Here is a 24,901-nt window from a genome sequence, read left to right as displayed (position 1 = left end):
CGGCCCCTACTTCCTCGGGAGGCCGAGGACGCGCTCGGCGGCGATGTTGCGCTGGATCTCGTTGGTGCCCGCGTAGATCGGGCCGGAGAGGGCGAACTGCCAGCCCTTGCTCCAGGGCCCGTCGAGCTCGGCCTCAGGGCCGAGGACGTCGAGGGCGGTCTCGTTGAGCTTCACGTCGAGCTCGCTCCACCACAGCTTCACGAAGCTGCTGGCGGCACCGGCGCTGCGGCCCTCGGCATCGTCGGTCACGGTCTGCAGGGTCTGGAGCCGGTAGGCCTCGGCCTCCATCCAGCCCTGGACCACGCGGTCTCGAAGCCCCGGATCGAGCTCGTCGGCGGCGGCCGACCCCGCCCGTTCGCGGTACAGGTCGACCAGGCGGTCGGCGGTGGCGGTGAAGCGACCGGGGGCCCGCAGGGTGAGCCCCCGCTCTGACGACGTCGTGGCCATGGCGACCGACCAGCCCTGGCCCTCGCCGCCGAGCACGACCCCGCCCGGGACGGCGTCGTCGGGGAGGAAGGCACCGTCGAAGAACACCTCGGCGAAGCCCTCGTCGCCGTCGAGGCGGCCGAAGCCCCGCACCGTGATGCCGTCGATGTCGAGCGGGACCAGGAGGTAGGTGAGGCCCTTGTGGCGCTCGCTCTCCGGGTCGGTCCGGAACAGGCCGAACAGGTGGGTGCAGAACGCGCCGCGAGTGGTCCACGTCTTCTGGCCGTCGAGCACCCAGCCGCCGCGCTCGTCGTCGCGGGTGGCCTTGCAGGTGAGGCTGGCCAGGTCGGAGCCGGCGTTGGGCTCGGACCAGCCCTGGCACCACAGGTCCTCGGCGCCCGCCATGCGGGGGAGGATGTGGGCCTGCTGCTCGGGGTTGCCGAACTCGAAGATGGTGGGGGCCAGCAGGAAGATCCCGTTCTGGGTGACCCGCTGGGGCCCGCCCGCCCGGTAGTACTCCTCCTCGAAGATGAGCCACTGCCACCGGCTGGCGGCCCGGCCACCGAACGCCTCGGGCCAGCTCACCACCGCGTACCGGGCGGCGAACAGCGTGCGCTCCCAGTCGAGGTGCTGGGCGAAGCCCTCGGTGGTGTCGCCGCTCAAGATGCGGTCATCGTGGCGGGACCGCCACGCGGCCAGCTCGGTCTCGAGCCAGCCCCGCACCTCGGCGCGGAAGGCGTCCTCGTCGGCGCTCCAGGTCAGGTCCATACAGCTGCGGAGCGTATCTGACGACCCGTCAGGTCCCGAACTCCGCCCCGACCCACCGCTCCCACGCACCGCCGCCGCCGCCACCACTCGAGCTCGGCAGCGTTCCCGGACACCACGGTCCGGGATCGGTGCCAGGTTCGTGCTAGGCGGTGAGGCGGGTGAGGGTGGCGCGGGCTTCGGCGACGAGCTGCTGGAGGAGGGCCTCGACGGTAGGGAGGTCGTCGATGACCCCGGTGACCTGACCGGTGGGCAGCACGCCGACCGAGGCGTCGCCGTCGACCAGGGCGGTCTTGATCAGCATCGGCGCGTTGGCGGCCATGGCCAGCTGGGCCCAGGTGAGGTCCTGGTCCTTGCGCATCGCCATGCCCTCGGCCCACAGCTCCTTGAGCGAGGTGCCGGTCTGCTTGCGGAACTCGAGCGCCTTGAGCGCCGCCTTCGGCATGCGGGTGACGATCGACGCCTTCTCGAGCCCGTCGATGAGCTCGGTGCGGATCACCCGCTGCGGGGCCCCGTCGAGGGCCGTGGTCACGACCGTGTCGAAGACGGTCGCCTTGGTGTAGTCGCCCTTGATGGCCTCGGGCACGCGGCTCTCCTGGGTGAGGAGGAACCGGGTTCCCATGGCGATGCCGTCGGCGCCGTACGCCAGGGCGGCGACGAGCCCCTGGCCCGAGTGGAAGCCGCCGGCGCCGACCACGGGGATCTGGTCCCCGACGGCCTCGACCACCTGCGGCAGCAGCAGCGACGTGGGCACCGACCCGGTGTGGCCGCCGCCCTCGCCACCCTGGGCGATGACGGCGTCGACGCCCCACTCGGCCATCTTCTCGGCGTGGCGGCGGGCGCCGACCGTGGGCATGACCAGGCCCCCGGCGTCGTGGATCTTGGCGATGGCGTCCTTGGTGGGCGCGCCGGCGAACGAGAACAGGCGGATCCCCTCGCCGGTGGCGAAGCGTATGCGCTCGTCGAGGTCGGGCTGCCCCGCCCGGAAGTTGGCGCCGAACGGGGCGTCGGTCCGCTCCTTGACGGTGCGGACCGCGTCGGCGAACTGGTCGCTGGTCATGGTGATCGACGCCAGGATGCCGAAGCCGCCCGCGGCGCTGGTGGCAGCGGTCAGGTTGGCGCCCGACACCCACCCCATGCCGGTCTGCACGATCGGGTACCGGCACCCCAGCAGGTCGACGAGCCGCGTCCGCAGCACGTCTCGCTCGCCCGCAGGCTCGGCAGGGGGAACAGTTTCTGATGACCCGTCAGACATGGCCCGCAGCGTACGACGACCACCGGACCGCTCACGAACCCCGCCCGACCGATCGCCTCCGCCCGTCCTTGGTGGATCCGGCGCACCCGTGCACCAGAGCCACGCGAGGTCGAGGACCGTGAGCGGCGCCGTGCCGGTTGGCGGGGAGCGTGGGCCCTAGAACTCGAAGCCGTACAGGATCTCGGAGTCGGCGCTGTGCTGACCGTTGGCGCTGTCGAAGATGGCTCGGGCCTCGCGGTCGCTTGCCGCGGCGAAGGCGAAGCCGCGGTCGATGCCCATCTGGCGGGCCTCGGCGCCGATCCCCTCGAGCAGGATCTTCCCCACGCCCTCGTTGCGGTGATCGATGTCGATCCCGATCTCGTAGACGCACAGGTGCCGGAGCTTGGTGTGGCGCCGGTACAGCACCCCGCCGTAGACGAAGCCCGCCATGTGGTTGGTCTCCATCTGGATCGCCACCACGCAGATGGTCCGCGGGTCGTTGACGAACTCGCTGGCCTCGTCGCTGCTGAGCGGTGGGACCCAGGGCCGGTCCTCGCCCTCGCCGAAGCGCGCGTTGCCCTTGGCGAGCGTGCTGAGCGCCCACTCGTCACCCTGTCGCAGCCGGTGCAGCCGGTACCGATCACTCACCACGGCGCGGAGCGTAGGCGCGTGGCGACCCTCTGCGTCGCCATTCGGACACCTCCTCCCCACCTGCCCCGAACTTTTCGTGCTCGTGGTGGTCCTGCCACCACCATCACGAAGGGTTCGGCGGGGCAGGGCGGCAGGGAGGGGCGAGGGGTCAGACCGGTTCGGGGACCTCACGGAGGCGGGTGCCCTTGGGGTCGATGACCTCGGACAGCAGCCGGAGCTCCTCGGGGGTCGGGAGCCGCGAGGTGGGCAGGTCGTCGGGGATCACCAGCTCGAACCCGGTGGCGGCGACGACCTCGTCGACGGTGACGCCGGGGTGGAGCGAGCGCACCCGCATGCGGTGGTCGGGGGTCTCGAAGTCGTACACCGCGAGGTTCGACACCACCCGGCGGATCTCGTGGTGGCGCGCGGATTCGGGCGCCAGCGCGGCGGCCCGGTCGTACCCGATGCCGGTGACGATGTCGACGGCCTCGACGAACACCTTCGAGCTCTGGGCCGGGACCCAGTACGAGGTGGTGTTGTGGATGGTGTTGCCGGGGGCGCCGCGGAACCCGAGCAGCTGCGTGCGCGGCTTGTCGGGCGTCCCGCCGATCCCGGCGATGTTCTGGTTGCCGAAGCGGTCGACCTGCGTGGCGCCCATCATCACGTGGCGCCGGCCGCTCCACACCACGTCGAACATGCGGCGGTACGGGTTGTAGGTCTCGTACTGGCGGTCGCCGACGGCCGGGATGGCCTCGTCGTTGGCGATGAGCGCGGCCTCGCCGTCGGTCATCATCAGGTCGGGCTCCCACGTGGCGCGGGCGAGGCGCCCGCCGATCATGGGGATGGTGCCGATGGGGTTGGCGAGGATCTCGCCGTCGCCCCGGAAGCAGTCGGCCACGGCGACGGCGCAGACGTCGGCCCGGGTCACCAGCGAGGACAGGTCGGTGGCGCTCACTTGGCATCCTCCACGGGTCGGGCGGCCAGGGCGGCCTGGTACTCGGCTTCGGAACCGAACGACAGCCACCGGCTGCGGAAGGCCTCCCACAGCTCGGGGTCCTTGGCCGTGCCGAGGTACTCCTTCTGGAAGGCGAGGTCGCGGCCGTAGTCGGGGTCGCACTCGGTGGGGTGGGCCCCGTTGGGCGCCTCGACGATCGCGTCGACGAACAGGCGGTTGATGCGCAGGCGGGTGATGTCGCCGGCCGCGTCGACCAGGCCGCCGGTGGGCACGATGCGCTCGACCGACACGAAGCGGCGCTCGGCCGCCTCGAGCAGCAGGTCGTCGTAGTAGAGGTCGGGGCCGGTGAAGGCGGCGTTGCCGCGCTCGTCGCCCACGTTGAGGTGGCAGATGGCGGCGTCGAGGGCGATGGCGGGCTGGGCGATCAGCTCCTCGCCGTCGGCGTAGGGCGAGGTCACGGTCTTGTAGTCGTTGACCAGGTGCAGGTCGGAGCCGAGGCCGACTCGGGTGGGGAGGAACGGCACCCGCCAGGCGGCGGCCTGGAGGCCGAGGCCGAGCATGCCCTCGTCGAGCTCGGTGCACGTGATGGCGCCGGACTGGCGGGCGGCCCGGAAGTGCGGCTCGAGGAGCACGGCGGACGTGCTGTTGTCGGGGGCGACGAAGGCGAACGTGAGGTGCGCCACCTTGCCGGCGGCGCAGAGCATGCCGACCTCGGGCCCGCCGTAGGTCACGAGGTGGAGGTCGGTGAGGTCGCTGCGGAGGATGGCCCGCACGATCGACATGGGCTTGCGCCGGCTCCCCCACCCGCCGATGCCGATGGTCATGCCGCTGCGGAGCTGGGCGACGACGTCCTCCTCGCTCAGCCGCTTGTCCTTGCGGGCCGGGAAGGCCTCGTCGATGGTCGCTGCGCTCACTTGGTCACATCCGTGTCTCGCTTGGCGACGAAGGCGTCGCGGTGCTCGTCGGCCACGCCCGACAGGTTCAGCTCGAAGGTGAAGCCCTGCTCGAACCGGTAGCTCTTCTTCACGTCCCAGAGGTCGATGCCGTTGAGCGACTCCTTGGCCGCCCGGATGACCGTGGGCGACTTGGCGGCGATCTGCTCCGCCACCCGGAAGGCGGCGTCGCGCAGCTCGGCCTGGGGGACGACCTCGAGGACCGACCCGAAGGCGTGGAGCTCCTGGGCCGTCGCCGTGGCCGACGTGTACACCATCGCCCGCATCTTGTGCTGGGGGACCAGCCGGCTCAGGTGGGTGGCCGCACCGAGCGCCCCCCGGTCGACCTCGGGCAGCCCGAACGTGGCGTCGTCGGCGGCCACGATCACGTCCGCGTTGCCGATGAGGCCGATGCCGCCACCGACGCAGAAGCCGTTGACCGCCGCGATCACGGGCACCTTGCACTCGTAGACGGCGGCGAAGGCCTCGTAGCAGCCGCGGTTGGCGCCGATCAGGGCGGTGTAGCCCTCGGTGGCCTGCATCTCCTTGATGTCGACCCCGGCGTTGAAGCCCTTGCCCTCGGCCCGGAGCACGACGACCCGAACGTCGTCCTGCTCGCCGAGGCCGCGCACGATGGTGGCCAGCTCGAACCAGCCGGCCACGTTGAGGGCGTTGACCGGCGGGTTGTCCATCACCACCTCGGCGATGCCGCTGGGGTGGAGCGTCGACGTGATGCCCATCTCGGGACTTTCTGATAGGTCGTCAGATTCCGGCGGTCACCGTAGCCGAGGCCCCTCGGCGGTGTGGCAGGGTGACGGCCGTGACGATCGAGATCGACCTTGCGGGACAGGTGGCGCTGGTGACGGGCGGAGCCCGGGGCGTGGGACGCGGCATCACCGACCGGCTCCGCGCCGCCGGGGCCACCGTGGCGGTGTGCGGGCGCAACCAGCCCGAGCCCGGAGCGCTGCCCGACGACGTGCTGTTCGTCCCCGCCGACGTGCGCGAGCCCGAGTCGGTGCAGGCCCTGATCGACACGGTCGTGGGCGAGCTGGGCGCGCTCCACATCGCCGTCAACAACGCCGGCGGCTCCCCGGGCACCGACGCGGCCACCGCCTCCCCGCGCTTCAGCGACAAGATCCTGGCGCTCAACCTCATGGCGGCCATCCACGTCGGCCAGGCCGCCAACGCCGTGATGCAGACCCAGGACGAGGGCGGGAGCATCGTCAACATCGGCTCGCTCTCTGGCCTCCGGCCCACCCCGGGCACCGCCGTCTACGGCGCAGCCAAGGCCGGCCTGCTCAGCCTGACCACCACGCTGGCGATGGAGTGGGCACCGAAGGTCCGGGTGAACATGGTGTCGGCCGGCATGGTGCGCACCGAGGTGTTCGAGGACTACTACGGCGGTCCGGACGGGGCGGCCGCGGTGTCGGCCACCGTCCCGCTGCTGCGGGTCGCCGAACCGACCGATGTGGGCAACGCGGTGGCCTGGATCGCCAGCCCGCTCGCCTCGTTCGTCAGCGGCACCAACCTGGTGGTCCACGGCGGCGGCGAGCGCCTGGCCTTCTTCGACCACCAGCGCGGCTGAACCGCCGCCACGCCAGGCCCTGGCTCAGCAGACCTGCAGATCGAGGCCGGGCGCGAGCGCCCGCAGAGCGTCGGGGTCGCTGGTGACGACGACGGCGTCGTGGAGCTGCCCGGCCAGAGCGACGCTCGCGTCGACCACATCAGACGTGCCGGTGTGCGCGCACAGCACGCCGATGACGCGGGCGGTGACGGCATCGAGCGGCTCGATGGTGGCGTTCTGCGCCTGCAGCAGCCGAGCGATCCGGGCCTGCCGAGCACCGCCGCGCCAGACCTGGGCCACCACGCCGGCGGGGATGATCAGGTGGTCCGCCTCCCGGAGGAGCGCCCGGATCGACCGGTCGCCGCGCTCGAACGCGATGAGCGCTCCGCAGTCGACGACTACGGGGCGAGGCGTTGGCGCGCCCACGCACGCTCCTCCTCGGTCAGCGGGCCGTCACCCCAGCTGTCGGCGAGGTCGTCGATGATCTGGGCCACCGTCCGAGGTTCGGCCTTGGCCTGCATCGCTTCGGACACCCAGGCCGACACCGACGCGACCCGACCCGCAGCCACCTCGGCCTCGACCACATCGAGGAGCTCCTTGGGGACCGTCACCGTGATCCGGGCCTTCGTGCGCATACAAAGATCATACCGATCCTGCTCCTCTGCGTGCCCCCTGTCCTGGTCCTTCGGCCCTCGCAGCAGAACGTACTGAGGGGGTCTGACGGCGAGCGCCGTCGAGCCCGCAGATCCGAGCGGCGCTCGTCAGCGGGTCGCGCGCTCCCGGGACGCCGGGTCCTGGCGGTAGAAGTCGGCGAGGACCGCGTAGAGGTCGGGGCGGTCGGCTCGCAGGTCGGCGCCGCGGTCGAAGAACACCTCGGTGACCACGGCGAAGAACTCCCCCGCGTTCACGCCTGCGTAGTCGCGCAGCAGGTCGCTGCCGTACCCGGCCCGCAGGTCCTCGAACTCCTTGGTGCACACCTCGACCCAGCGCTGGGCCTGCTCCCGCGTGGCGAGCGGAGGCGTGCCGTCGACGACCCCGTCGAGCATGTCGATCTTGTGGGCGAACTCGTGGAAGACCACGTTGAACCCTCGTTCGGGGTGCCGGGCGTTGCGCACGGTCTCGTCCCACACCAGCACGATCGGCCCGCCCTCGTGAGCGGCCTGGCCGAGGATCGCCATGGGCTCGTCGGTGGCCAGCCCGGCCGCCGAGGCCGACGCCCGCTCGCCCTCGAGGACGATCGTGGTGGGGTGGACGATGATGTTGCCCACCTTCCGGTAGGCGGAGAAGTCGAGCTCGAGCACCAGCAGCGCGGCCTGGGCGGCGATGACCAGGCGCATCTCCTCGGTGAGATCGAACCCCCGGGCTGCCTCCCACCGCTTCTCGCCGAGCAGCCGGACCATCAGGTCCCGCAGCCGCGCTCGCTCCTCCGGCGTGAAGTCGAACCACCATGCCACGCTCCCGCCGACGGTGGCCTCCCAGTCGGCCGGCAGCTCGTACTTCGATCGTCGTCCCCAAAGCGCCATGGCCGCAGTCTGCCCTCCCCCCATCCAGATTCGAGCGGCGAGGTCGGGTTTGTCTTCGAGCGAAGCGAGCCCGGGGGGGTTCGGGGGGCAGAGCTTGCGGAGCCCCCCGATCGAGGGCGCCGGCTCCGCCGGTGCCCGAGCGAAGACGGCGACGTCAGGAGTTCCGTCAGTTCGAGGAACGGAGCGAGCGCAGCGAGCGAGTGACGAGACCCCTAGCTACCGGTGGCCGCCTCGATGCGGCCCTGCTCGAGGAGGTAGCCGCGGCTGCGGACGGTGCGGATGACCAGGCCCAGGGGGACCAGGCGGCGGCGCAGGCGGACGATGTGGACGTCGAGGACGTTGCGGCCCGGGATGCCGTCGGGCCAGCCGGCGCGGGCCAGGGCGTCGCGGCTGACCACGGCGCGGTAGCGGTCGAGCAGCACACCCATCAGTCGGTGCTCGACCGGCGGCAGCGACACCCACTGGCCGCCCAGGCGGAGCAGGCCGTTCTCGTCGAGCTCGGGCACGTTGGCCTCCTCGGCGCCTCGGGCACGGTCCTCGAGCACCCGCACGCGGGCCCGGACGTCCTCGTCGGACGCCGGCAGGCGCACCCAGTCCTCCAGGGGATCCGAGGTCAACGGGGGTGCGACGCCCTCGGGGACCAGGACCAGGCGGGGCTGACCGGAGACACGGATCTCTGCCAGGCGAGCCTCCTCGGCGGGCCATCGGACCATCTCCACCTGCATGACGTGGAACCGTACGGGTGCGACGTTTCCTGTTTGTTTCGCCGCTGTGAAGGCCGGACGCACGGCCGCGCGCGGCCGAGACGGCGGCTTGTCGCCCGCTGGCGTTTCTGACGTACCATCAGAAACGTGATCCGAGACCGCAGGGGCCTGTCATGACCACCACCACCCGCGTCGCCGCGCTGGGCTCCGAGGGGTGGTTCACCCTCGACGATCCCGAGCCTGCCCTCCTGGGCATGCGGTGCACCACGTGCGCCACGTACGTGTTCCCCAAGGCGGCCTACGGCTGCCCCAACCCGGCCTGCGCCGGCATCGAGTTCGACGAGGTCCGGCTGTCGCGGTTCGGCTCGGTGTGGAGCTACACCGACGCCTGCTACCAGCCGCCGGCGCCCTACGTGGTCCCCACCGACGAGCACGTCCCGTTCTGCATCGCTGCCGTCGAGCTGGCCGACGAGGGCCTGGTCATCATGGGCCAGGTGGTCGCCGGCGTGACCGTCGACGAGCTCACCGTGGGCCAGCGCATGGAGCTGGTGGTCGACGTCCTCTACCGCGAGGACGACACCGAGCACCTCATCTGGAAGTGGAAGCCGGTCTCGACCGAAGGAGCCGTGGCCTGATGGGCGATCACGATGTCGCCGTGCTCGGCGTGGGCATGCACCCGTGGGGCAAGTGGGGCCGCAACTTCGTCGAGTACGGCGTCGCCGCCGCCAAGGACGCCCTGCGCGACGCCGGGATCGACTGGTCCGACGTCGACTTCGTCTCGGGTGCCGACACCATGCGCAACGGCTACCCGGGCTACGTCTCGGGCGCCACGTTCGCCCAGGCCCTCGGCTGGACCGGCGCCCGCGTGGCGTCGTCGTACGCCGCCTGCGCCTCGGGCGTGACCGCGCTCGAAGCGGCCCGCACCCGCATCCTGGCCGGGCTGTGCGACGTCGCCCTCGTGGTCGGCGCCGACACCACGCCGAAGGGCTTCTTGGCCCCCAACGCCGGCGACCGCCCCTCCGACCCCGACTGGCTGCGGTTCCGGCTCGTCGGTGCCACCAACCCCACGTACTTCGCGCTGGCCGCCCGCCGCCGCATCGACCTGTACGGCGCCACCAGCACCGACTTCGCCAAGGTCAAGGTCAAGAACGCCGCCAACGGCCTGGCCAACCCGAACGCCCGCTTCCAGAAGGCGGTGACGGTCGACGACGTGCTCGCCTCGCCGATGGTGGCCGACCCGCTGCACCTGCTCGAGATCTGCGCCACCTCCGACGGCGGCGCCGCCGTGGTGCTGTGCTCGATGGAGTACGCCAAGCGCCACGCCGGCTCGTCCGGTGCCCCGGTGCGGGTGGCGGGCGTGTCCACCGTGACGCCCACCTACCCCAACACCGTCATCGACCTGCCCGACATGGCCACCGACTCCACGGCCGTCGTCGCCCGCAACGAGCGCACGTTCAAGCAGTCGATCGCCCACGCCGCCTACGAAGAGGCCGGCATCGGCCCCGACGAGCTGTCGCTCGCCGAGGTCTACGACCTCTCCACCGCGCTGGAGCTCGACTGGTACGAGGACATCGGCCTGTGCAAGCAGGGCGAGGCCGAGCGCCTGCTCAACGACGGCGACACCCAGCTGGGCGGCCGCATCCCGGTGAACCCGAGCGGCGGGCTGGCCTGCTTCGGCGAGGCCGTCCCCGCCCAGGCCATCGCCCAGATCTGCGAGGTCACCTGGCAGCTCCGCGGCCAGGCCACCGGCCGCCAGGTCGAAGGCGCCACGTCGGGCCTCACCGCCAACCAGGGCCTCTTCGGCCACGGCTCCGCCGTCCTGCTCACCCGCTAGGCACCCGGGCCGACCTGAGCGGCCAAGGCAGCCTTGTCAGATCACACAACTGCCTTGTAACCTGAGCACATGGCTGTTGCTGCGTTCAAGGTGTCCGACCGCGGGCAGATGGCCCTCCCCGCCGTCACGCGCCGCCGCTGGGAGATGACCGAGGGCGGCACCGTCGAGGTGGTCGACCTGGGCGAAGCGCTCGTCATCGTGCCGGCCGGGCGCGGCGGCCTCACCGCGATGCTGGGCCAGGCCATCGACGAGGCCGGCGGCTACGACGCCCTCGTCGAGCGGGCCCGTGAGGCCGATCCCGACCTCGCGTGACCGACCGTCCCCTGCTCATCGACGACCACCTCCTGCTCCGGGTGCTGCTCGCGGACGAGCCCGCATCGCTCCGGGAGGGTGGGGCCCAGCTCTTCACCACCGGCCTCTGGTACCACCGCCTCGGGCGGGCCCTGAGCGACCAGGCCGTCACGGGGTCGATGTCGCGCCGGCTCGGCAGCGCACCTCCCGCCCTCGCGGCTGAGGTGGTCGCGGCCGTCGCATCGCTGCCCGCCACCATCGGCCTCGTGTCGCTCCGCGAGCTGGCCTGGCCCATGGCCGGGCTCGTCGCCGCGGGAGCGCACCTCAACCTGCTGTCGCTCGAGGCGCTGGCCGCGGCCCGGCACCTCGGCGCCGAGATCTGCCTCGCTCGTGCCGACGACAACCCGCCGCTGTCCGCCGCGGCCGAGGCCGCCGACATCGGGCTCCGCGTGATCGATCGGTGAGGCGGGCTCCGCGACCGATGCGGGTCAGTACTCGCGCTCGGGGACCTCTCGGTCGGGGTGGTCGAGCTGGATGTGGAACTGGAGCTCCGCCAGGTTGACGAAGCGGAGCTCGCAGAAGGGGCACTGGTGCACGTCGCTCATGGGTCCACTGTCGCGCCGATGCGGCGACCGCGCCCGAGGGCCCGATCGCCGCACCTGCTGGCCGCCGCCTGGGAGCGCTCGCCCTACCGGAGGGCGGTGTAGCGGCGCAGCACCGCCTTGAGGTCACGTCGGCGCTGCTCGAAGGTGGCGCCGACCGCCAGGAGCAGCACGCCCGTGGCGCCGATCGTCGCCCAGTTCGGCATCGACCCGACCACGGGTGCGATCTGGTGCAGCCCGAGCAGGATCACGGTGGCCGCCCCCACGTCGACCAGGGCCCGACGCCCCGAGGCCACCCCGCCCACCAGCACCACGGCCCCGGCGACCAGGGCCACCAGGGGCCGCACCGCGCCCGGCTGGGTGAAGGACAGCCAGACGGTGGGGGCGAGCGCCACCACCAGCGCCGGGCCGTAGGTGACCCACGACCCCACCTCGTGGCGGTTGGCCCGGGCCAGGCGCTCCCCCACCAGCCCGGCGGCGAGGAGCAGGAGGGCCAGTGGCAACGAGTACGCCTCGACGGTGGTCACGTGGGCCGAGCCCAGCTGGATCCACACGAAGGCCAGCGCCTCCACTCCCGCCGCCAGCCCGGCGAGCCGACGGTGGGGACGAGCGGCGTGGAGGCCGAAGCCCAGCACGCCGGTGGCCAGCACGAGGCTCAGCGACGGCATCGAATCGAGCTCGACGACGGCCGCGAACGCGGCCAGGTAGGCCAGCAGCGAGGTCAGCTCGATCGAGGTGGACATGGCCTGGCTGACGGGACCGGCGTCGCCCTCGGGATCGAGCAGCAACGCCCCCACGATGCTCAGCACCGCGGCTGCCACCGCCACGACGGCCCAGCAGTCGTGGGCGGCGAGGCCGGCGTCCACGGCGACCAGGCCGGCGAGCAGCGGCACGGCCGCCGCCACCCAGATCGAGGCCGACGCGGCCGCCTCGACGGCCTCGTCGCGGCGAGCGACCGCCCCGATCGCCACGGCGGCCAGCAGGCCGGTCCCCAGGGTGGCGAACGTCAGGGTGGGCGTCGCCAGCGACCACGGGGTGGCCCAGGCGTAGGCCGCGAGCGCCGTGGCGATGGCGGCGAACCATGCCGGACCGCGGCCGCCGATGACCACGGCGGCCACGGTCGCGGCGATCACGGCCCCGAGGGCGAGCCCCACCGTGGCGGCGATGGTCAGCGAGGCCAGCAGGGGGCTGAGGACGAGGGCGGTCAGGCCGACGACGGCGAGGCCGCCGGCGGCCACCGCCTTGGTGCCGCGGCGGGCGAACGCCAGCACCCCGATCGCCAGCGCGAGCAGGTGCAGGCCGAGCGCCGCCGGCCCGGGGACATCGGTGCTGGGCACCTGCAGGCCGGCCGCGGCCTGGGTGGCGGCGACGTGCCAGGCGCTCGGCGAGACCCGAGACGCCGCCACGAGCATCGACGCGACCGCGCCGACCAGGGGCAGCGAGGCGACGGCCGCGGTCGCCCCCGTGAGGATCGACGCCGGCTCGCCCCACACTCGGGGCAGGCGCAGGGTGACGAACAGGAGCACGGCCCCCGCCACGGCGACCAGCGCCAGCGCCGTCCACCCGTCGGTGGCGGCCATGGCGGCGAACCAGACGGACCCGAGGACCATCGCCGCGGCGGCCAGGGAGCCGAAGGTGCGCACCACGACGGACTCGACTCGGAGCCAGGTGACCCACAGCGCCAGCGCGGCGACCGCCAGCAGGCCGGCCGCTGCCCACGCGCTCGTGGCCGCCGCGCCCTCGTCACCGAACGCCAGGGCGACCGCGGCATCGAGGGCCACCGCCACGGTGGCGAGCGCCACCGCACCGAGGGCCCAGCCCCAGGCGATCCGACCCACCCAGGGCGGTCCGGGGACCACCCGGTCGGCGGCGAAGGTGACCACCAGCGCCTGCGCCACCAGGGCGAGCAGCCAAGCCGCCGGCGCCGGCTCGATCGAGCCGAGCACCGCGAGCAGCGGCACCTGCGCGAGCGCGGCGGCCACGATCTGGGGCGACGCGATCCCGGCCGATCGGCCGAGCACCCAGGCCAGGGCGGCCACCACCGCCAACCCGCCGGCCCAGAACAGCCCGGCGTCGGCGCCAGGGGCCAGGCCCACGCGGAGCGCGTGCACGTCGGCGATCGCCAGGAGCACGGCCACCACGCCGAGGGCCTCGCCGGTGGACGGCATCGCCCGGTGCGAAGCCAGCGCGGCGGCGGCGCCCGCCAGCACGGTGAGCCCCACCAGGATCAGCCCCTGGACGCTGGCATCGAGCTGGCGCCAGTTGACCGCCGTGAACACGGTGACGGCGACCGCCACCAGCGACGTGCCCAGGCCGAGCAGCAGGTTCTGCAGGCCGACGGGCGGTCGGGACCGCTCGGGGCCCGATGGATCCGAGTCCCACCCGGCGGGCGGCTGGGGCGGTGGCGGCCTCCAGCCGGGTTGGGGCGGCGGGGCCGGGGCCGACGGCCAGACGGGAGGAGCGGCGGGAGTGGTCATGCCGCCATCGTCCGCGCCGATGTCCGGTTCAGCGGTGGGCGCTGGCCCCCAGATCCGCCTGGGGGAACCCCCCAATCCGGCGATCCGGCGTCAGGTCACCCCGCCGTGGGCGATTCGGCGCCCCGCCCCTCAGGCCAGGTAGCGGCTGAGGCTCTCGACCACGCACACGGGCTTGTCGGCACCCTCGCGCTCGACCGTGATCACCATCGTGGTGTCGATGCCCGTCACCACACCGTCGCGCTCGACGTCGACGGCCGCGACCAGCTCGACGCCCCCGCGCAGGCGGGAGCCGACCGGGACCGGGGCGGGGAAGCGGATCTTGCCCGTGCCGCGGTTGACGCCCATCGAGACCCCGCGCACCTCGACCACCTGGGGGAGGAAGAGGTTGGTCAGCGACACCGTGAGGTAGCCGTGGGCGATGGGCCCACCGAAGGGCGACTCGGCGTTGGCCCGCTCGACGTCGACGTGGATCCACTGGTGGTCGCCGGTGGCGTCGGCGAAGGTGTTCACCTGCTCCTGGGTGACCGTGGTCCAGTCGCTGAAGCCGAGGTGGGTCCCGACCGCGGCGCGGACCGCGTCGATGCCTTCGAAGGTGGTGGCAGCCATGGGTGTCCTCGGGCTCAGGCTCGCTGGGAGCTGGCGGAGATGATCTCGCCGGTCAGGTAGCTGGAGTAGTCGCTGGCAAGGAAGACCATCACGTTGGCGATCTCCCACGGCTCGGCGTAGCGGCCGAACGCCTCGCGCTCGGTCAGCTCGGCGAGCAGCTCGTCGGTGGTCACCTTGGCCAGGAACGGGTGCATCGCCAGGCTCGGGGCGACGGCGTTGATCCGGATCCCGTGGGGCGCGGCCTCGATGGCGGCGCAGCGGGTGAACGCCATGACGCCGGCCTTGGCCGCCGCGTAGTGCGCCTGCTCCTCCTGGGCCCGCCAGCCGAGGACCGAGGCGTTGTTGACGATGACGCCGCTCCCCTGCTGGTACATCTGCTTGAGCACGGCGCGGGTGCAGCGGAACGTGCTGGTGAGGGTGACGTCGAGGACGCTGCTCCACTGCTCGTCGGTCATGTCGACCACCGCCGCCGAGCCGCCGAGGCCGGCGTTGTTGATCATCACGTCGATGCGGCCGAGGCGCTCCACCGCTGCGTCGACGAGGCCCTGGACCTGGGCCTCGTCGGTGACGTTGCAGACCTGGGTGTCGGGACGGGTGCCGGTCTCCTCGCCGAGCCGGTCGGCGGTCTCGCCGAGGCGCCGCTCGTGGAAGTCGGAGATGAGGACGGTGGCGCCCTCCTCGATGGCCTTGCGGGCGACGGCCGAGCCGATCCCCGTGCCGGCCGCGGCCGTGACCACCACGGTCTTGCCGGCGAGCAGGCCGTGGCCGCCCACGTACTCGGGTGCAGGTACGGGCATCGTCACTCCTTGGCGGTCGGCGGCGCGACCTTCGGTTCCGGCGGAAGGCCGAGGGCCCGCTCGCCGATGATGTTGCGCTGGATCTCGTTGGAGCCGGCGTAGATGGTGTCGCTGCGGGTGAACAGGAACAGGCGCTGGGCCGCGGTGAGCTCGTAGCCGTCGCCCGGAGCGACCGCCTGCTCGCCGAGCAGGGCCTCGGCGCCGAGCACGTCCATGGCCAGCTCCCCCAGGTCGCGGTGCCAGTTGGCCCAGTAGAGCTTGGTGATCATGGTGGCGGGAGGGACGCGGGCGGCGTCGTCGGGACCGGAGAGGACGCGCAGGGTGTTCCAGCGCATGATGTCGAGGCCGCTGTGGGCGGCGGCGATGCGCTGGCGGACGATGGGGTCGTCGATCTTGCCGTTGCGGCGGGCGGCGGCGATCAGGTCGTCGAGCTCGTTGCGGAACGCCATCTGCTGGCCGAGCGTGGACGCGCCGCGCTCGAACGCCAGCGTGCCCATCGCCGTCTTCCAGCCGTTGTTGACGCCGCCGACGACGTCGACGCCCTTGGCCAGCGCGTTGTCGAAGAAGACCTCGTTGAACTCGCTGGTGCCGGTGACCTGGCGGATGGGCCGGATCTCGATGCCCTCTTGGCGCAGGGGCATGAGGAAGTAGGTGATGCCGCGGTGCTTGGGCTGGGCGTCGCGGTCGGTGCGGGCCAGCACGAAGACCCAGTCGGACCAGTGGGCCAGGGAGGTCCAGACCTTCTGGCCGGTGATGCGCCAGTCGTCGCCGTCGGGCTCGGCGCGGGTCTGCACGTTGGCCAGGTCGGAGCCGGCATCGGGCTCGCTGTAGCCCTGGGCCCACAGCTCGGTGCCGGCCACGATGGGCGGCAGGAACCGCTGCTGCTGGTAGCTGTCGCCGAAGGCCATGATCGTGGGACCGGCGAGGCCCTCACCGATGTGGCCGAGGCGGCCGGGGCCGCCGGCGCGGGCGTACTCCTCGAACCAGATCACCTGCTGGTGCAGGCTGAGGCCGCGCCCGCCGTGCTCCTTGGGCCACCCGACGCAGTTCCACCCGCTGGCGCCCAGGTGCTGCTCCCACACGAGCCGCTCGTCGAACAGCACGTGCTCGTCGCCGGGACCGCCGCGGCCCTTGACGTTGGCGAAGTCGCCATCGAGGGCCTCGGTCAGCCAGCTCCGCGCCTCGATGCGGAAGGCCTCGTCCTCGTCCGAGAAGCGCAGATCCATGGGCGAACCGTACCGTGATCTGACGGTGCGTCAGAAACCGAACGAGCCCTGGTCGCCCGCGGGCGCGGCGTCGCGGACGAACGCCCGGGCGCGCGCCAGGCGCTCGGCGTCGTAACCGGCCCACTTGACCGACGGGATGGCGTCGTGGGCCACCTCGGCGAACCCCTTCCGCACGAAGAACGATGCGGCCAGATCGGACACCGTGATGGCGAAGACCGACGCCAGCCCGAGCTCGCTCGCCCGGTCCATCAGGGCGTCGATCAGCAGGCCGCCCGCCCCCGAGCCGGAGAAGCGGCTCACCGTGTAGAGACCCGACACCTCGCCCACGCCCTCGGCCCGGTAGGCCTCGGTCTCGAGGCCGACGATCCCCGCGAGGTGGCCGCTCCCCACCACGCGGGCGCCGATGCCGCTCACCCCCAGCTGAGCCACCTCCAACCGGGTGCGCGGCCGGAGCAGGCCGTCGGCGGTGCCCTGGGCCACCAGGCGCTCCACCGCCGGGAGGTCGTCGACGCGCAGCGACCCGAGGGCCAGGTAGGCACCGCTGGTGAACAGCGTGCCGGCGCCGTCGAACGTGAACAGCTCGCGGTCGATGTCTTCGGGCCGGCACAGGTTGACGTTGGTGACGCCCCCGGCGAGGGCTTCGTCGAGCGCGGCCACCACCGCACCGCCCTGGCGATCGGCGAGCTGGTGCTCGAACGCGTCGGCGTGGGTGGCGATGTCGGCGAAGCTCCGCGGCGGCCGGCCCCACCCGCCCTGGGCGTCGGTGAGGACCAGCTTGAGCGCCTGCAGGGCCACGGCGAGACGGGCCCCGACGCCGGCCTCTTGGCCTGGCACCGTGGTGACCAGCACCTCTTGGCGGTCGGTGATGGCCAGCCACAGCTCGGCCAGCCAGGCCGGGGCGAGCCGGCCGGCCGGCGCGGCCAGGACCACCGGTGGCGCCGGGAACGCGGCGGCCAAGGCTGGATCGGGCTGGTCGCGCCCGACCACGAGGACCAGTCGGGCCGCCCCGGCGGCCAGCGATCGGGCCGCCCGCTCCACCGAGGCGACCGTCTCCGGGGACGGCGCCGCCATCGACGCCACGATGGTGGCGCCGCTGAACTCGGTGACGTAGAACGCGCGCTCCGAGGCCGGGATGGTGTCGGCCGCCGCGGCAGCAGATGACGTGGCGCGGAGCTCCTGATCGACCATGGCCCGACGATTCTGGCCGATGGGGCCGCGCGCACGGCGAGCGTTCCACTTGACCTGGGAAACAAAGATTGCTCTTCGGCTGTATTCGGACACCCCGCTCCCAGTAGCATCGGGCCATGCGCACCCGTGCCCTCCTCATCGTCGCGGCCGCCGCCGCGGTCACCGCCGGCTGCGGGAACGGCGAGCCCGCCGTCCCCATGACCGAAGCCGCCGTCGCCACCACCGCAGCGGCATCCGGTGCCGCTCCGGCCGGCCCCGACCTCTCGGCGGTGGAGTTCACCGACCTGACCGCCGACTCGAACGTCACCGTGCAGGCCCGGGACAACCAGTTCGTGGCCCCGAACATCGAGATCAAGGCCGGCACCACGGTCACCTTCGACAACAAGGGCCGCAACATCCACGACGTCGCCCCGGCCACGCCAGGCGCCTTCAAGGAGATCCCGCCCGCGAGCTTCGATCCCGGCGAATCCGGCAAGGTCGTGTTCACCCAGCCCGGCGACTACGCCTACTACTGCACGCTGCACGGCACGCCCACCAAGGGCATGATCGGCTCCGTCCGCGTCCTGCAGTAGCCGGCCCGCCCCCGGCCACCACCGGCCGCGGGCCCCCGCCGCCCAAGGTTCTCCGACGAACGGACCTCCCCCGAGGTCCGTTCGTCGCGTCCGGGCCCCGATCCCGATCCGACGCGGCAAGGCCTCGTGGCCGGTCCGTTCGTCGAGTCGGAGCCGCGATCCCGAACCGGCGGCAAGGCCGCGCCGGCGGTCCGTCCGCGTCCCGCGCCCAGCCAGCGCCATCGCCAGGATCCCGGCCCGCGCCACGAGCAGAGCCGGCGCCAGGACCAGGGCGGACCGCCCGGCCCCTCCCCCGGATCGCCCGGCCCGGCGCCGGACGAGCAACGAGCCCCGGCCTGAGGCCGGGGCTCGCAGCGGGGGGAGCTTGTGATGCACCGGGCGGTGCCGGTGCGTCGGTGGCGTCGGTGCCACCGGCCGGTTCAGGTGGTGTAGCTGAACAGGCCTTCTTCTTGGCGGTTGGTGGCCAGGTCGCACACCGCGCCGCGGTTGATGCAGCCGACGACCTCGCGCTTGAGGCCGGCCGGGTCCCAGCCGTCCATGAAGTCGCCGTGGGCGGAGTAGACGCTGCCCGAGGCGAGCTTCAGGTCGTGACCGGTGCCCACGATGGGGAACCGGATCGCCAGCGTCAGCTGCGGGATGTGGACCGGGAAGCCCTTCGGGCAGTCGCCGTGCGCCGAGTAGGTGGCGTGGGAGACGTGGTCGACGCTGTCGAGGTACTTGCCGTCCCAGCAGTCGGGGAAGGTGAGCACCAGGTGCAGCGGCGCACCCGTCGGGCAGGTCGGCGGCACGTCGTAGATGTCGGTGCGCACGCCGCAGGCCCAACCGGCGGCTTCGCCCGGCTGCGGCTTGGTGGCCGTCTGGTCACCGGCGAGCAGCTTGATCCCGAACGGGAACGGCACGACGGCCTTGGCGTCGACCCCGGGCGCGGCCCGGTAGTAGGCGCTCAGGTCGTAGGGCGTGACCTTCTTGCCGTGGTCGTACAGGGCAGGGTGCCAGTAGCCGGCGCTGTCGAACTCCTTGTCGCACGTCGTCGGGCTGTTGTGCAGGCTCTCGGGCGTGGACTGGGCGTTGGTGTCGACCGATCCGTAGAAGTCGTGCAGGTGGGACATGCCCGCCATGTCGGGGTGCACGATCGGATCGTTGGTGCCGGAGTGGCTGTACTTGCAGTGCGCCACGAACTGGCCGACGTTGCCCTGGGGCCCGTGGTAGCGGGAGGGCACGGCGCCGGGCACGCCGGTGCCGGCGGCCTTCTTGGGCTGCTCGCTGGTGGGGAGCTTGTCGGAGCTGGCCGCGGAGGTGCCTCGGTCCGAGCCGCTCGTGGCCACCACCGAGATCGCCACCATGATGATGGCGATCCCGGCGATGCCCAGGAGAGCGGAGCGCTTCTTCAGGCTCAATTGCTCGGCTTCTGCGGCACCTTGATGGAGGCCACGTCGGGGGTCGCAGGGCCCTTGAAGAGCGGAGCCGGGGCCTTGGCGGCGTCCGGCATGTTCTCCTGGGCGGGCGGCGTGGGCTGGGTGCGGTACAGCTTGGTGTTGTCGGGCTTGGCGGGCTGCTCGGCCACCAGGACGGTGATGTCGAGCGCCCCGGCGGCGAAGTCGCCACCGCTGCCCTCACCCTCGCAGGGGGCGAGCTCCTGGAGGTTGGTGGGCGAGGTGCTCTTGACCTCGTTGTCCGAGAAGCAGTTGTTCAGCGCCTTGATGGTGGCGGCATCGGCGGGGATGGTGCCCTCGGCGATGTCGGCCAGGCCGGAGCCGGAGATCACGTTGCCGATGATCTTGTTGCCGGTGGCGGGCCACAGGACGAAGCCGGGCGACTTGGCGGGCACGCCGGAGGTGTCCTGCGGGTCGCACGTCTTGTCGAGCTCGCTGGCCGGCGGCGGGGTGTCGCTGGCGTCGTCTTCGGGGAACGGCACGGCGGCGATGCCGGTGCGGTCGTGGTTGTAGACGAGGTTGCGCTCGACGTCGTTGTTGATCGAGCCGGCGAGGAGGATGCCGTTGCCCTGGGCGAGCAGGGAGGCGTCGATGCCGGGGCCGTCGAGGTAGTTGTTGTCGTGGACGGTGTTGCCGACGATCGTGTTGGCGCGGCCCGGGTAGCAGGGCTCGTACGAACCGGAGTTCGGCACCATGCCGGCGCGGTTGTGGGCGAACTCGGAGTTGATGATGTAGAGGTCGCCACCGGAGTTGGTGCCGGAGTAGCCGAGGCCGTTGTACTCGGAGACCACCGTGTCGATCACGGCGTCGCACTTGTAGCAACCACCGATGTAGAAGCCGGCGTCGGGGCTGCCCGAGCCGTAGGAGTGGTCGAACTGACCGTGGTGGGCCTGGAAGCTGTACACGCCGTAGTCGCCGTTGCGGTAGGCGGTGAGGTACGAGCCGCGGTAGTAGTCGGAGCCGGTCCAGAAGAAGCCGTTCGACACGTAGTTGCGGGCGGTCATGTTCTCGACGACCACGCCGTCGGTGTCGAGGATGCGGATGCCGTTCTCGAGCTTGAACTGGCCATCGAGGATGGTCTTGTTGCGGTCGAGGCCGCGGATGGTGATGTTGGGGGTGGTGACGTCGACGGCCTCGTTGTAGGTGCCTTCGGCCACGAGGACGAGATCGCCCTTCTTGGCGGCGTCGACCGCCTTCTGGATGGTGGGGTAGTCGGCGGGGACGTTGATCGTCTTCCCCGCGTCGGTCCCGCTGGGCTTCGTGGTGGAGGAGCTGCTGCTGCCCCCGTCGCTCCCACAGCCGACGGCCGCGGTGGTGAGGGCCAAGAAGGCCGCCGCGGTGCCGAGCAGGCGCCAGGTCCGGTTGGTCATTGGATGGTTCCCCTTCGTCGGACGACGGACGTCGCCAAAGACTGTTCTTTGATTCTTGCACACGCATGTCCGGGGAACCCAAAACAGCGGTCCCGGTGCACCCCCCTGAGGCGCGCGGACACGGCCCCGAGCCTGGCACGAAGTCGGGCATCGTGCCGGGGTGGGGCCGGTCGCGGAGATGTGGGGCCGGGGGACGGGCGCTCCCCCGGACGGGTGACTAGTAGCGCAGGCCGGGCGCCCGCGTGAAGAACACGTCGGTGGCCAGCTGCGAGCCGAGCTTCTCGGCGTCCCAGCGCTTGCCCTTGTTGTTGATGGTCGGGCCGTCGGCCCAGCCCTTCATCAAGATGATGTTCTCGGCCACGGCCCGGATGATCTGGCCGGTCACGTGCTGCGACTCGTCGCTGGCGAGCCAGGCCACGAGCGGCGAGCTCACCGAGGGGTCCATGCGGTTCCACTCGCCGTCGGGCACGTCGTCGGCCTCGATCACCTCGGGGGCGCCGGGCATGGTGCCGGTGATGCGGGTGGCAGCAGCGGGGCCGACGCAGTTGACGGTGACGCCGAGCTTGGCCAGCTCGAGGCTGAGGGTCTGGGTCATGCCGGCGATGCCGGCCTTGGCCGTGGCGTAGTTGGTCTGGCCGAAGTTGCCGACCAGGCCGGCGCCGGAGGTGGTGTTGATGATCCGGCCGGTGAAGGCCTCGCCGGCCTTGTTGCGGTCGCGCCAGTGGCGGGCGGCCCAGTGGGCCGGGGCCCAGGTGCCCTTGACGTGGACGGCGATGACGGCGTCGAAGTCGCCCTCGGACATGTTCCAGATGGCGCTGTCGCGCACGATGCCGGCGTTGTTCACCAGGATGTCGAGCTGGCCGAAGGCGTCGACGGCCTGGGCGATCATGCGGCCGGCGCCCTCGTAGTCGGCGACGTTCTCGTAGTTGGAGACGGCCTCGCCGCCGCGCTCCTTGATGATGTCGACGGTGAGGTCGGCGTCCTTGCCCTGGCCCTCGCCCTTCACGGACACGCCGAGGTCGTTGACCACGACCTTGGCGCCGTGCTTGGCCAGCTCCAGCGCGTGGCCGCGGCCGATGCCGTGCCCCGCTCCCGTGACGATCGCAACCTTGCCGTCGAGCATGCCCATCGGTCTTCGCGCCTCCGCGTGTCCTGGCCCGGTCCGGACCGTTTCTGACTAGGCGTCAGATCTTAGGAGCACACGTTTCTGCGGCCCACATCGAAACCGGTCAGCCGCCGGGCGTGGTGGTGGTGCCGCCCCCGATCGGGGCGCCGCCACCGAACGACGTGGAGTCACAGGACGAGTCGGTGCCGATCGCCCACGCCCCATCGGTCCGATCCACCTCGACGGCGCGGGTCACCAGGCCGTCATCGTCGACCCAGCCGTACAGCACGGCACCATCAGACCGATCGAGCTCGATGGCCGCATCGGCGGCGAGATCCCCATCGTCGGACGCGAGCTGGGCGAGCGCGGCCTCGGGCGACGCGTGACCCGCCGGATCGTCGGTGGAACCGTCGGGGTCGATCCCCTGGCCGACCACGTGGAAGCTGCCGTGCACCTGGCACCTCCACGACGGTGGCAGGTCGGGGCACGTCGCCAGCGCCCAGGCGACCGATCCATCGAGGGTGGCCACCGCGGCCTTCGCCTCCGCCTCGGTCACCGAGGTCGGGTCGCTGCCGTTGCGGTCGGCGATGTCGACGACCTTCGTCCACGCCTCCCGCTCGGAATCGGGCACCATCGCCGCAATCGTGTGCAGGGCCGCGACCTGCTCCTTCACCGACGGAAGGGAGTCGGACTCGGACTCGAGGCGGGCCGGGATGAGCAGGACCGTGCCGATCGCCGCGCACTTGTCCACGGCACCCGGCTCGCCGTCCGTCCCGGGCGTCACCGACGACGTGGTCGACGACCCGGTCGATGAGGCGGTCGATGAGGTGGTCGACGGCGAGCCGTCGCCGGCCGCGATCGTGGCCCCCTCGCTGCCACCCGACGTCCCGCAGGCCCCGAGGACCAGCACGCCCACCAGCAGCAGACCCGCGGCCCCGCCCCGCCTCGTTCGTTCCATGCCTCCATCATCGGCCGCCACCGGGCAGCCCGTGAGCGATCCCCGGAACGGATGGCCCGACGTCGAGGGGCCGCTCGTATCGTCGGGAGATGGCTGAACCTGCGCCGTTCGCGGCGGTCCCGCTGTCGGAGACCCCACCCCTCGACGACCTGTGGGCGTTCGCCCGCCCGCACCGGGCCCGCGTGATCTTCGCGTCGGTGTTCTCCGTGCTGAACAAGATCTGCGACATCGCTCCGGAGCTGCTCATCGGCGCCGCCGTCGACGTGGTGGCCAAGGGATCGGACTCGTTCGTGGCCGGCCTCCTCGGGGTCGAGGACAAGTTCACCCAGCTCACGATCATCGTGGTGCTGACCATCGTGATCTGGATCCTCGAGAGCATCACGGAGTACGTGGCCGTGGTGACCTGGCGGAACCTGGCCCAGACCATCGAGCACGAAGCCCGGATGGACACGTACCGCCACGTGCAGGACCTCGAGATGTCGTACTTCGAGGACCGCACGTCGGGCGGCCTGATGGCGGTGCTCAACGACGACGTCAACCAGCTCGAGCGCTTCCTCGACCTCGGGCCGCACAAGCTCATCATCACCGCCGCCAACGTCGTGCTCGTGGGGCTGGTGTTCGTGATCGTGTCGCCGCTGCTGGCCGTCTTCGCCTTCCTCCCGATCCCGATCATCGTGGCGGGATCGCTGCGCTACCAGACCCGCCTCGAGCCCAAGTACGCCAAGGTGCGCGCCGCGGCGGGCACCATCAGCGACACGCTCACCAACGCCATCGGCGGCATGGCCACCATCAAGGCGTTCAGCGCCGAGGAGCGCGAAGCCACGCTGGTCGGCAACGAGAGCGACGCCTACCAGCAGGCCAACCGGGAGGCCATCACCTCGTCCACGGCGTTCAACCCGCTCATCCGCATGGCCGTCCTGGCCGGCTTCTCGATGACCCTGCTGATCGGCGGGCGGATGGCGCTGCGCGGCGACATGGCCATCGGCACGTTCTCGATGCTCGTCTACATGACCCAGCGCCTGCTCTGGCCGCTCACCGCCCTGGGCGAGACGCTCGACCTGTACCAGCGGGCGATGGCCTCGTGCCGGCGCATCTTCGGCCTGCTCAAGACCGAGCCCACCATCCACCCGGGTGCCCTGGAGCTCGAGCTCCCCGTCCGCGGCCACGTGCACTTCGACGACGTGCGCTTCGCCTACTCGGCAGGCGGCACCGAGGTGCTGCGCGGCCTGTCGATCGACGTCCCCGCGGGCGAGACCCACGCCATCGTGGGGGCCACCGGGTCGGGCAAGTCCACCGTGGTCAAGCTCCTGTTGCGGCTGTACGAGCCCACGGCGGGCACGATCTCGGTCGATGAGGTGCCCACCGAGGACCTCACCTACCGCTCGCTGCGGCAGGCCACGGGCTTCGTCGCCCAGGACGTGTTCCTGTTCCACGGCACGATCCGCGACAACCTCGTCTACGGGCGGCCCGACGCCACCGACGACGAGGTCCGGCGGGCCGCCGAGCTGGCCGAGTCGGCCACGTTCATCGACAGCCTCCCCGACGGGTACCAGACGCTCGTCGGCGAGCGCGGCCACAAGCTGTCGGGCGGCCAGCGCCAACGGCTCACGCTGGCGCGCGCCATCTTGCGGGACCCAGCGATCCTGATCCTCGACGAGGCCACCTCAGCGGTCGACAACGAGACCGAGGCCGCCATCCAGCGCTCGATG

25 protein-coding genes and 1 pseudogene are annotated in these 24,901 nt (G+C 72.0%); 7 read left to right on the top strand and 19 right to left on the bottom strand.

Translation table 11 applies throughout. The features are described 5' to 3' along the window. Positions 1–6 precede the first annotated feature (6 nt). From ACPPVX_RS17690 to ACPPVX_RS17665, 6 genes are all read right to left on the bottom strand, one after another. A complete protein-coding gene (locus ACPPVX_RS17690; RefSeq protein ID WP_426571897.1) occupies positions 7–1,194 on the bottom strand; it encodes an acyl-CoA dehydrogenase family protein in 1,188 nt (395 codons plus the stop codon). A 142-nt stretch (positions 1,195–1,336) separates the two neighbouring features. Next, the gene (locus ACPPVX_RS17685; RefSeq protein WP_426571896.1) at positions 1,337–2,446 is read right to left on the bottom strand and encodes an NAD(P)H-dependent flavin oxidoreductase; all 1,110 of its coding nucleotides are present in this window, start codon (positions 2,444–2,446) and stop codon (positions 1,337–1,339) included. 156 nt (positions 2,447–2,602) lie between these two features. After that, on the bottom strand, positions 2,603–3,076 hold the full coding sequence (locus tag ACPPVX_RS17680) for an N-acetyltransferase family protein (RefSeq protein ID WP_426571895.1): 474 nt from the start codon (positions 3,074–3,076) through the stop codon (positions 2,603–2,605). Between the two features lie 148 nt (positions 3,077–3,224). Next, entirely contained in the window at positions 3,225–4,010 is a 786-nt protein-coding gene (locus ACPPVX_RS17675; RefSeq protein ID WP_426571894.1) for a CoA-transferase subunit beta, read from the bottom strand. After that, positions 4,007–4,924, bottom strand: a complete 918-nt coding sequence (locus tag ACPPVX_RS17670; protein ID WP_426571893.1) for a CoA transferase subunit A — start codon at positions 4,922–4,924, stop codon at positions 4,007–4,009. Before ACPPVX_RS17670 ends, ACPPVX_RS17675 begins: the two co-directional genes overlap by 4 nt. Then, entirely contained in the window at positions 4,921–5,682 is a 762-nt protein-coding gene (locus tag ACPPVX_RS17665; protein WP_426571892.1) for an enoyl-CoA hydratase family protein, read from the bottom strand. The genes ACPPVX_RS17670 and ACPPVX_RS17665 overlap by 4 nt, the downstream gene beginning before the upstream one ends. An 80-nt stretch (positions 5,683–5,762) precedes the next feature. Here ACPPVX_RS17665 and ACPPVX_RS17660 point away from each other — a divergent pair, with 80 nt between their 5' ends. Continuing rightward, positions 5,763–6,527, top strand: a complete 765-nt coding sequence (locus ACPPVX_RS17660) for an SDR family oxidoreductase (protein ID WP_426571891.1) — start codon at positions 5,763–5,765, stop codon at positions 6,525–6,527. 24 nt (positions 6,528–6,551) lie between these two features. Here ACPPVX_RS17660 and ACPPVX_RS17655 read toward each other — a convergent pair whose 3' ends face one another. The 4 genes from ACPPVX_RS17655 to ACPPVX_RS17640 all read right to left on the bottom strand — a co-directional run bounded on the left by ACPPVX_RS17655 (position 6,552) and on the right by ACPPVX_RS17640 (position 8,754). Continuing rightward, positions 6,552–6,932 (bottom strand): PIN domain-containing protein, encoded by a 381-nt coding sequence (locus tag ACPPVX_RS17655; protein ID WP_426571890.1) that lies wholly within the window; start codon positions 6,930–6,932, stop codon positions 6,552–6,554. Further along, on the bottom strand, positions 6,905–7,141 hold the full coding sequence (locus ACPPVX_RS17650) for a hypothetical protein (RefSeq protein WP_426571889.1): 237 nt from the start codon (positions 7,139–7,141) through the stop codon (positions 6,905–6,907). Before ACPPVX_RS17650 ends, ACPPVX_RS17655 begins: the two co-directional genes overlap by 28 nt. A 126-nt stretch (positions 7,142–7,267) precedes the next feature. Beyond that, entirely contained in the window at positions 7,268–8,029 is a 762-nt protein-coding gene (locus ACPPVX_RS17645) for a zinc-dependent peptidase (RefSeq protein ID WP_426571888.1), read from the bottom strand. 212 nt (positions 8,030–8,241) lie between these two features. After that, positions 8,242–8,754, bottom strand: coding sequence for a winged helix-turn-helix domain-containing protein (locus ACPPVX_RS17640; RefSeq protein ID WP_426571887.1), 513 nt, complete (start codon positions 8,752–8,754; stop codon positions 8,242–8,244). Between the two features lie 152 nt (positions 8,755–8,906). Here ACPPVX_RS17640 and ACPPVX_RS17635 point away from each other — a divergent pair, with 152 nt between their 5' ends. The 4 genes from ACPPVX_RS17635 (at position 8,907) to ACPPVX_RS17620 (ending at position 11,322) form a co-directional block, all read left to right on the top strand. After that, positions 8,907–9,368, top strand: coding sequence for a Zn-ribbon domain-containing OB-fold protein (locus ACPPVX_RS17635; protein ID WP_426571886.1), 462 nt, complete (start codon positions 8,907–8,909; stop codon positions 9,366–9,368). Continuing rightward, positions 9,368–10,567, top strand: a complete 1,200-nt coding sequence (locus ACPPVX_RS17630) for a lipid-transfer protein (RefSeq protein ID WP_426571885.1) — start codon at positions 9,368–9,370, stop codon at positions 10,565–10,567. The genes ACPPVX_RS17635 and ACPPVX_RS17630 overlap by 1 nt, the downstream gene beginning before the upstream one ends. Positions 10,568–10,636: 69 nt before the next feature. Then, positions 10,637–10,879 carry an AbrB/MazE/SpoVT family DNA-binding domain-containing protein gene (locus ACPPVX_RS17625; protein ID WP_426571884.1) on the top strand — a complete coding sequence of 81 codons (243 nt, stop codon included), beginning with the start codon at positions 10,637–10,639 and terminating at the stop codon, positions 10,877–10,879. After that, positions 10,876–11,322 (top strand): hypothetical protein, encoded by a 447-nt coding sequence (locus ACPPVX_RS17620; protein ID WP_426571883.1) that lies wholly within the window; start codon positions 10,876–10,878, stop codon positions 11,320–11,322. The genes ACPPVX_RS17625 and ACPPVX_RS17620 overlap by 4 nt, the downstream gene beginning before the upstream one ends. 224 nt (positions 11,323–11,546) lie before the next feature. On the opposite strand, the gene ACPPVX_RS17615 is transcribed toward ACPPVX_RS17620, so the two are convergent. The 5 genes from ACPPVX_RS17615 to ACPPVX_RS17595 form a co-directional block, all read right to left on the bottom strand. After that, positions 11,547–13,937, bottom strand: coding sequence for an SCO7613 C-terminal domain-containing membrane protein (locus ACPPVX_RS17615; protein ID WP_426571882.1), 2,391 nt, complete (start codon positions 13,935–13,937; stop codon positions 11,547–11,549). A 129-nt stretch (positions 13,938–14,066) separates the two neighbouring features. Beyond that, positions 14,067–14,543 carry a MaoC family dehydratase gene (locus ACPPVX_RS17610; protein WP_426571881.1) on the bottom strand — a complete coding sequence of 159 codons (477 nt, stop codon included), beginning with the start codon at positions 14,541–14,543 and terminating at the stop codon, positions 14,067–14,069. A gap of 14 nt (positions 14,544–14,557) precedes the next feature. After that, positions 14,558–15,340: an SDR family oxidoreductase gene (locus ACPPVX_RS17605; protein ID WP_426571880.1), complete on the bottom strand. Its 783-nt coding sequence runs from the start codon at positions 15,338–15,340 to the stop codon at positions 14,558–14,560. A 2-nt stretch (positions 15,341–15,342) separates the two neighbouring features. Continuing rightward, the gene (locus tag ACPPVX_RS17600) at positions 15,343–16,566 is read right to left on the bottom strand and encodes an acyl-CoA dehydrogenase family protein (RefSeq protein ID WP_426571879.1); all 1,224 of its coding nucleotides are present in this window, start codon (positions 16,564–16,566) and stop codon (positions 15,343–15,345) included. 30 nt (positions 16,567–16,596) lie between these two features. After that, entirely contained in the window at positions 16,597–17,754 is a 1,158-nt protein-coding gene (locus ACPPVX_RS17595; protein WP_426571878.1) for a GNAT family N-acetyltransferase, read from the bottom strand. Between the two features lie 116 nt (positions 17,755–17,870). On the opposite strand from ACPPVX_RS17595, the gene ACPPVX_RS17590 reads away from it, so the two are divergent. Then, on the top strand, positions 17,871–18,326 hold the full coding sequence (locus ACPPVX_RS17590; RefSeq protein ID WP_426571877.1) for a cupredoxin domain-containing protein: 456 nt from the start codon (positions 17,871–17,873) through the stop codon (positions 18,324–18,326). Positions 18,327–18,745: 419 nt separating this feature from the next. Here ACPPVX_RS17590 and ACPPVX_RS17585 read toward each other — a convergent pair whose 3' ends face one another. From ACPPVX_RS17585 to ACPPVX_RS17570, 4 genes are all read right to left on the bottom strand, one after another. Further along, a complete protein-coding gene (locus ACPPVX_RS17585) occupies positions 18,746–19,723 on the bottom strand; it encodes a DUF1996 domain-containing protein (protein WP_426571876.1) in 978 nt (325 codons plus the stop codon). Beyond that, entirely contained in the window at positions 19,720–21,129 is a 1,410-nt protein-coding gene (locus ACPPVX_RS17580; RefSeq protein WP_426571875.1) for a right-handed parallel beta-helix repeat-containing protein, read from the bottom strand. Before ACPPVX_RS17580 ends, ACPPVX_RS17585 begins: the two co-directional genes overlap by 4 nt. Positions 21,130–21,346: 217 nt before the next feature. Next, complete coding sequence (locus ACPPVX_RS17575) at positions 21,347–22,258, bottom strand: SDR family NAD(P)-dependent oxidoreductase (RefSeq protein WP_426571874.1); 912 nt, start codon at positions 22,256–22,258, stop codon at positions 21,347–21,349. Between the two features lie 100 nt (positions 22,259–22,358). Next, positions 22,359–23,192 carry a hypothetical protein gene (locus ACPPVX_RS17570; protein ID WP_426571873.1) on the bottom strand — a complete coding sequence of 278 codons (834 nt, stop codon included), beginning with the start codon at positions 23,190–23,192 and terminating at the stop codon, positions 22,359–22,361. Between the two features lie 89 nt (positions 23,193–23,281). Between ACPPVX_RS17570 and ACPPVX_RS17565 the strand changes: the two are divergent. Then, a pseudogene (locus ACPPVX_RS17565) lies at positions 23,282–24,847 on the top strand (ABC transporter ATP-binding protein); the annotation flags it as partial. Positions 24,848–24,901 lie beyond the last annotated feature (54 nt).

The organism is Aquihabitans sp. McL0605, assembly GCF_049993875.1.
GTDB lineage: Bacteria > Actinomycetota > Acidimicrobiia > Acidimicrobiales > Iamiaceae > Aquihabitans.
Note: the sequence above shows the minus strand (reverse complement) of the source record. Positions and strands in the feature narration are given on the sequence as shown.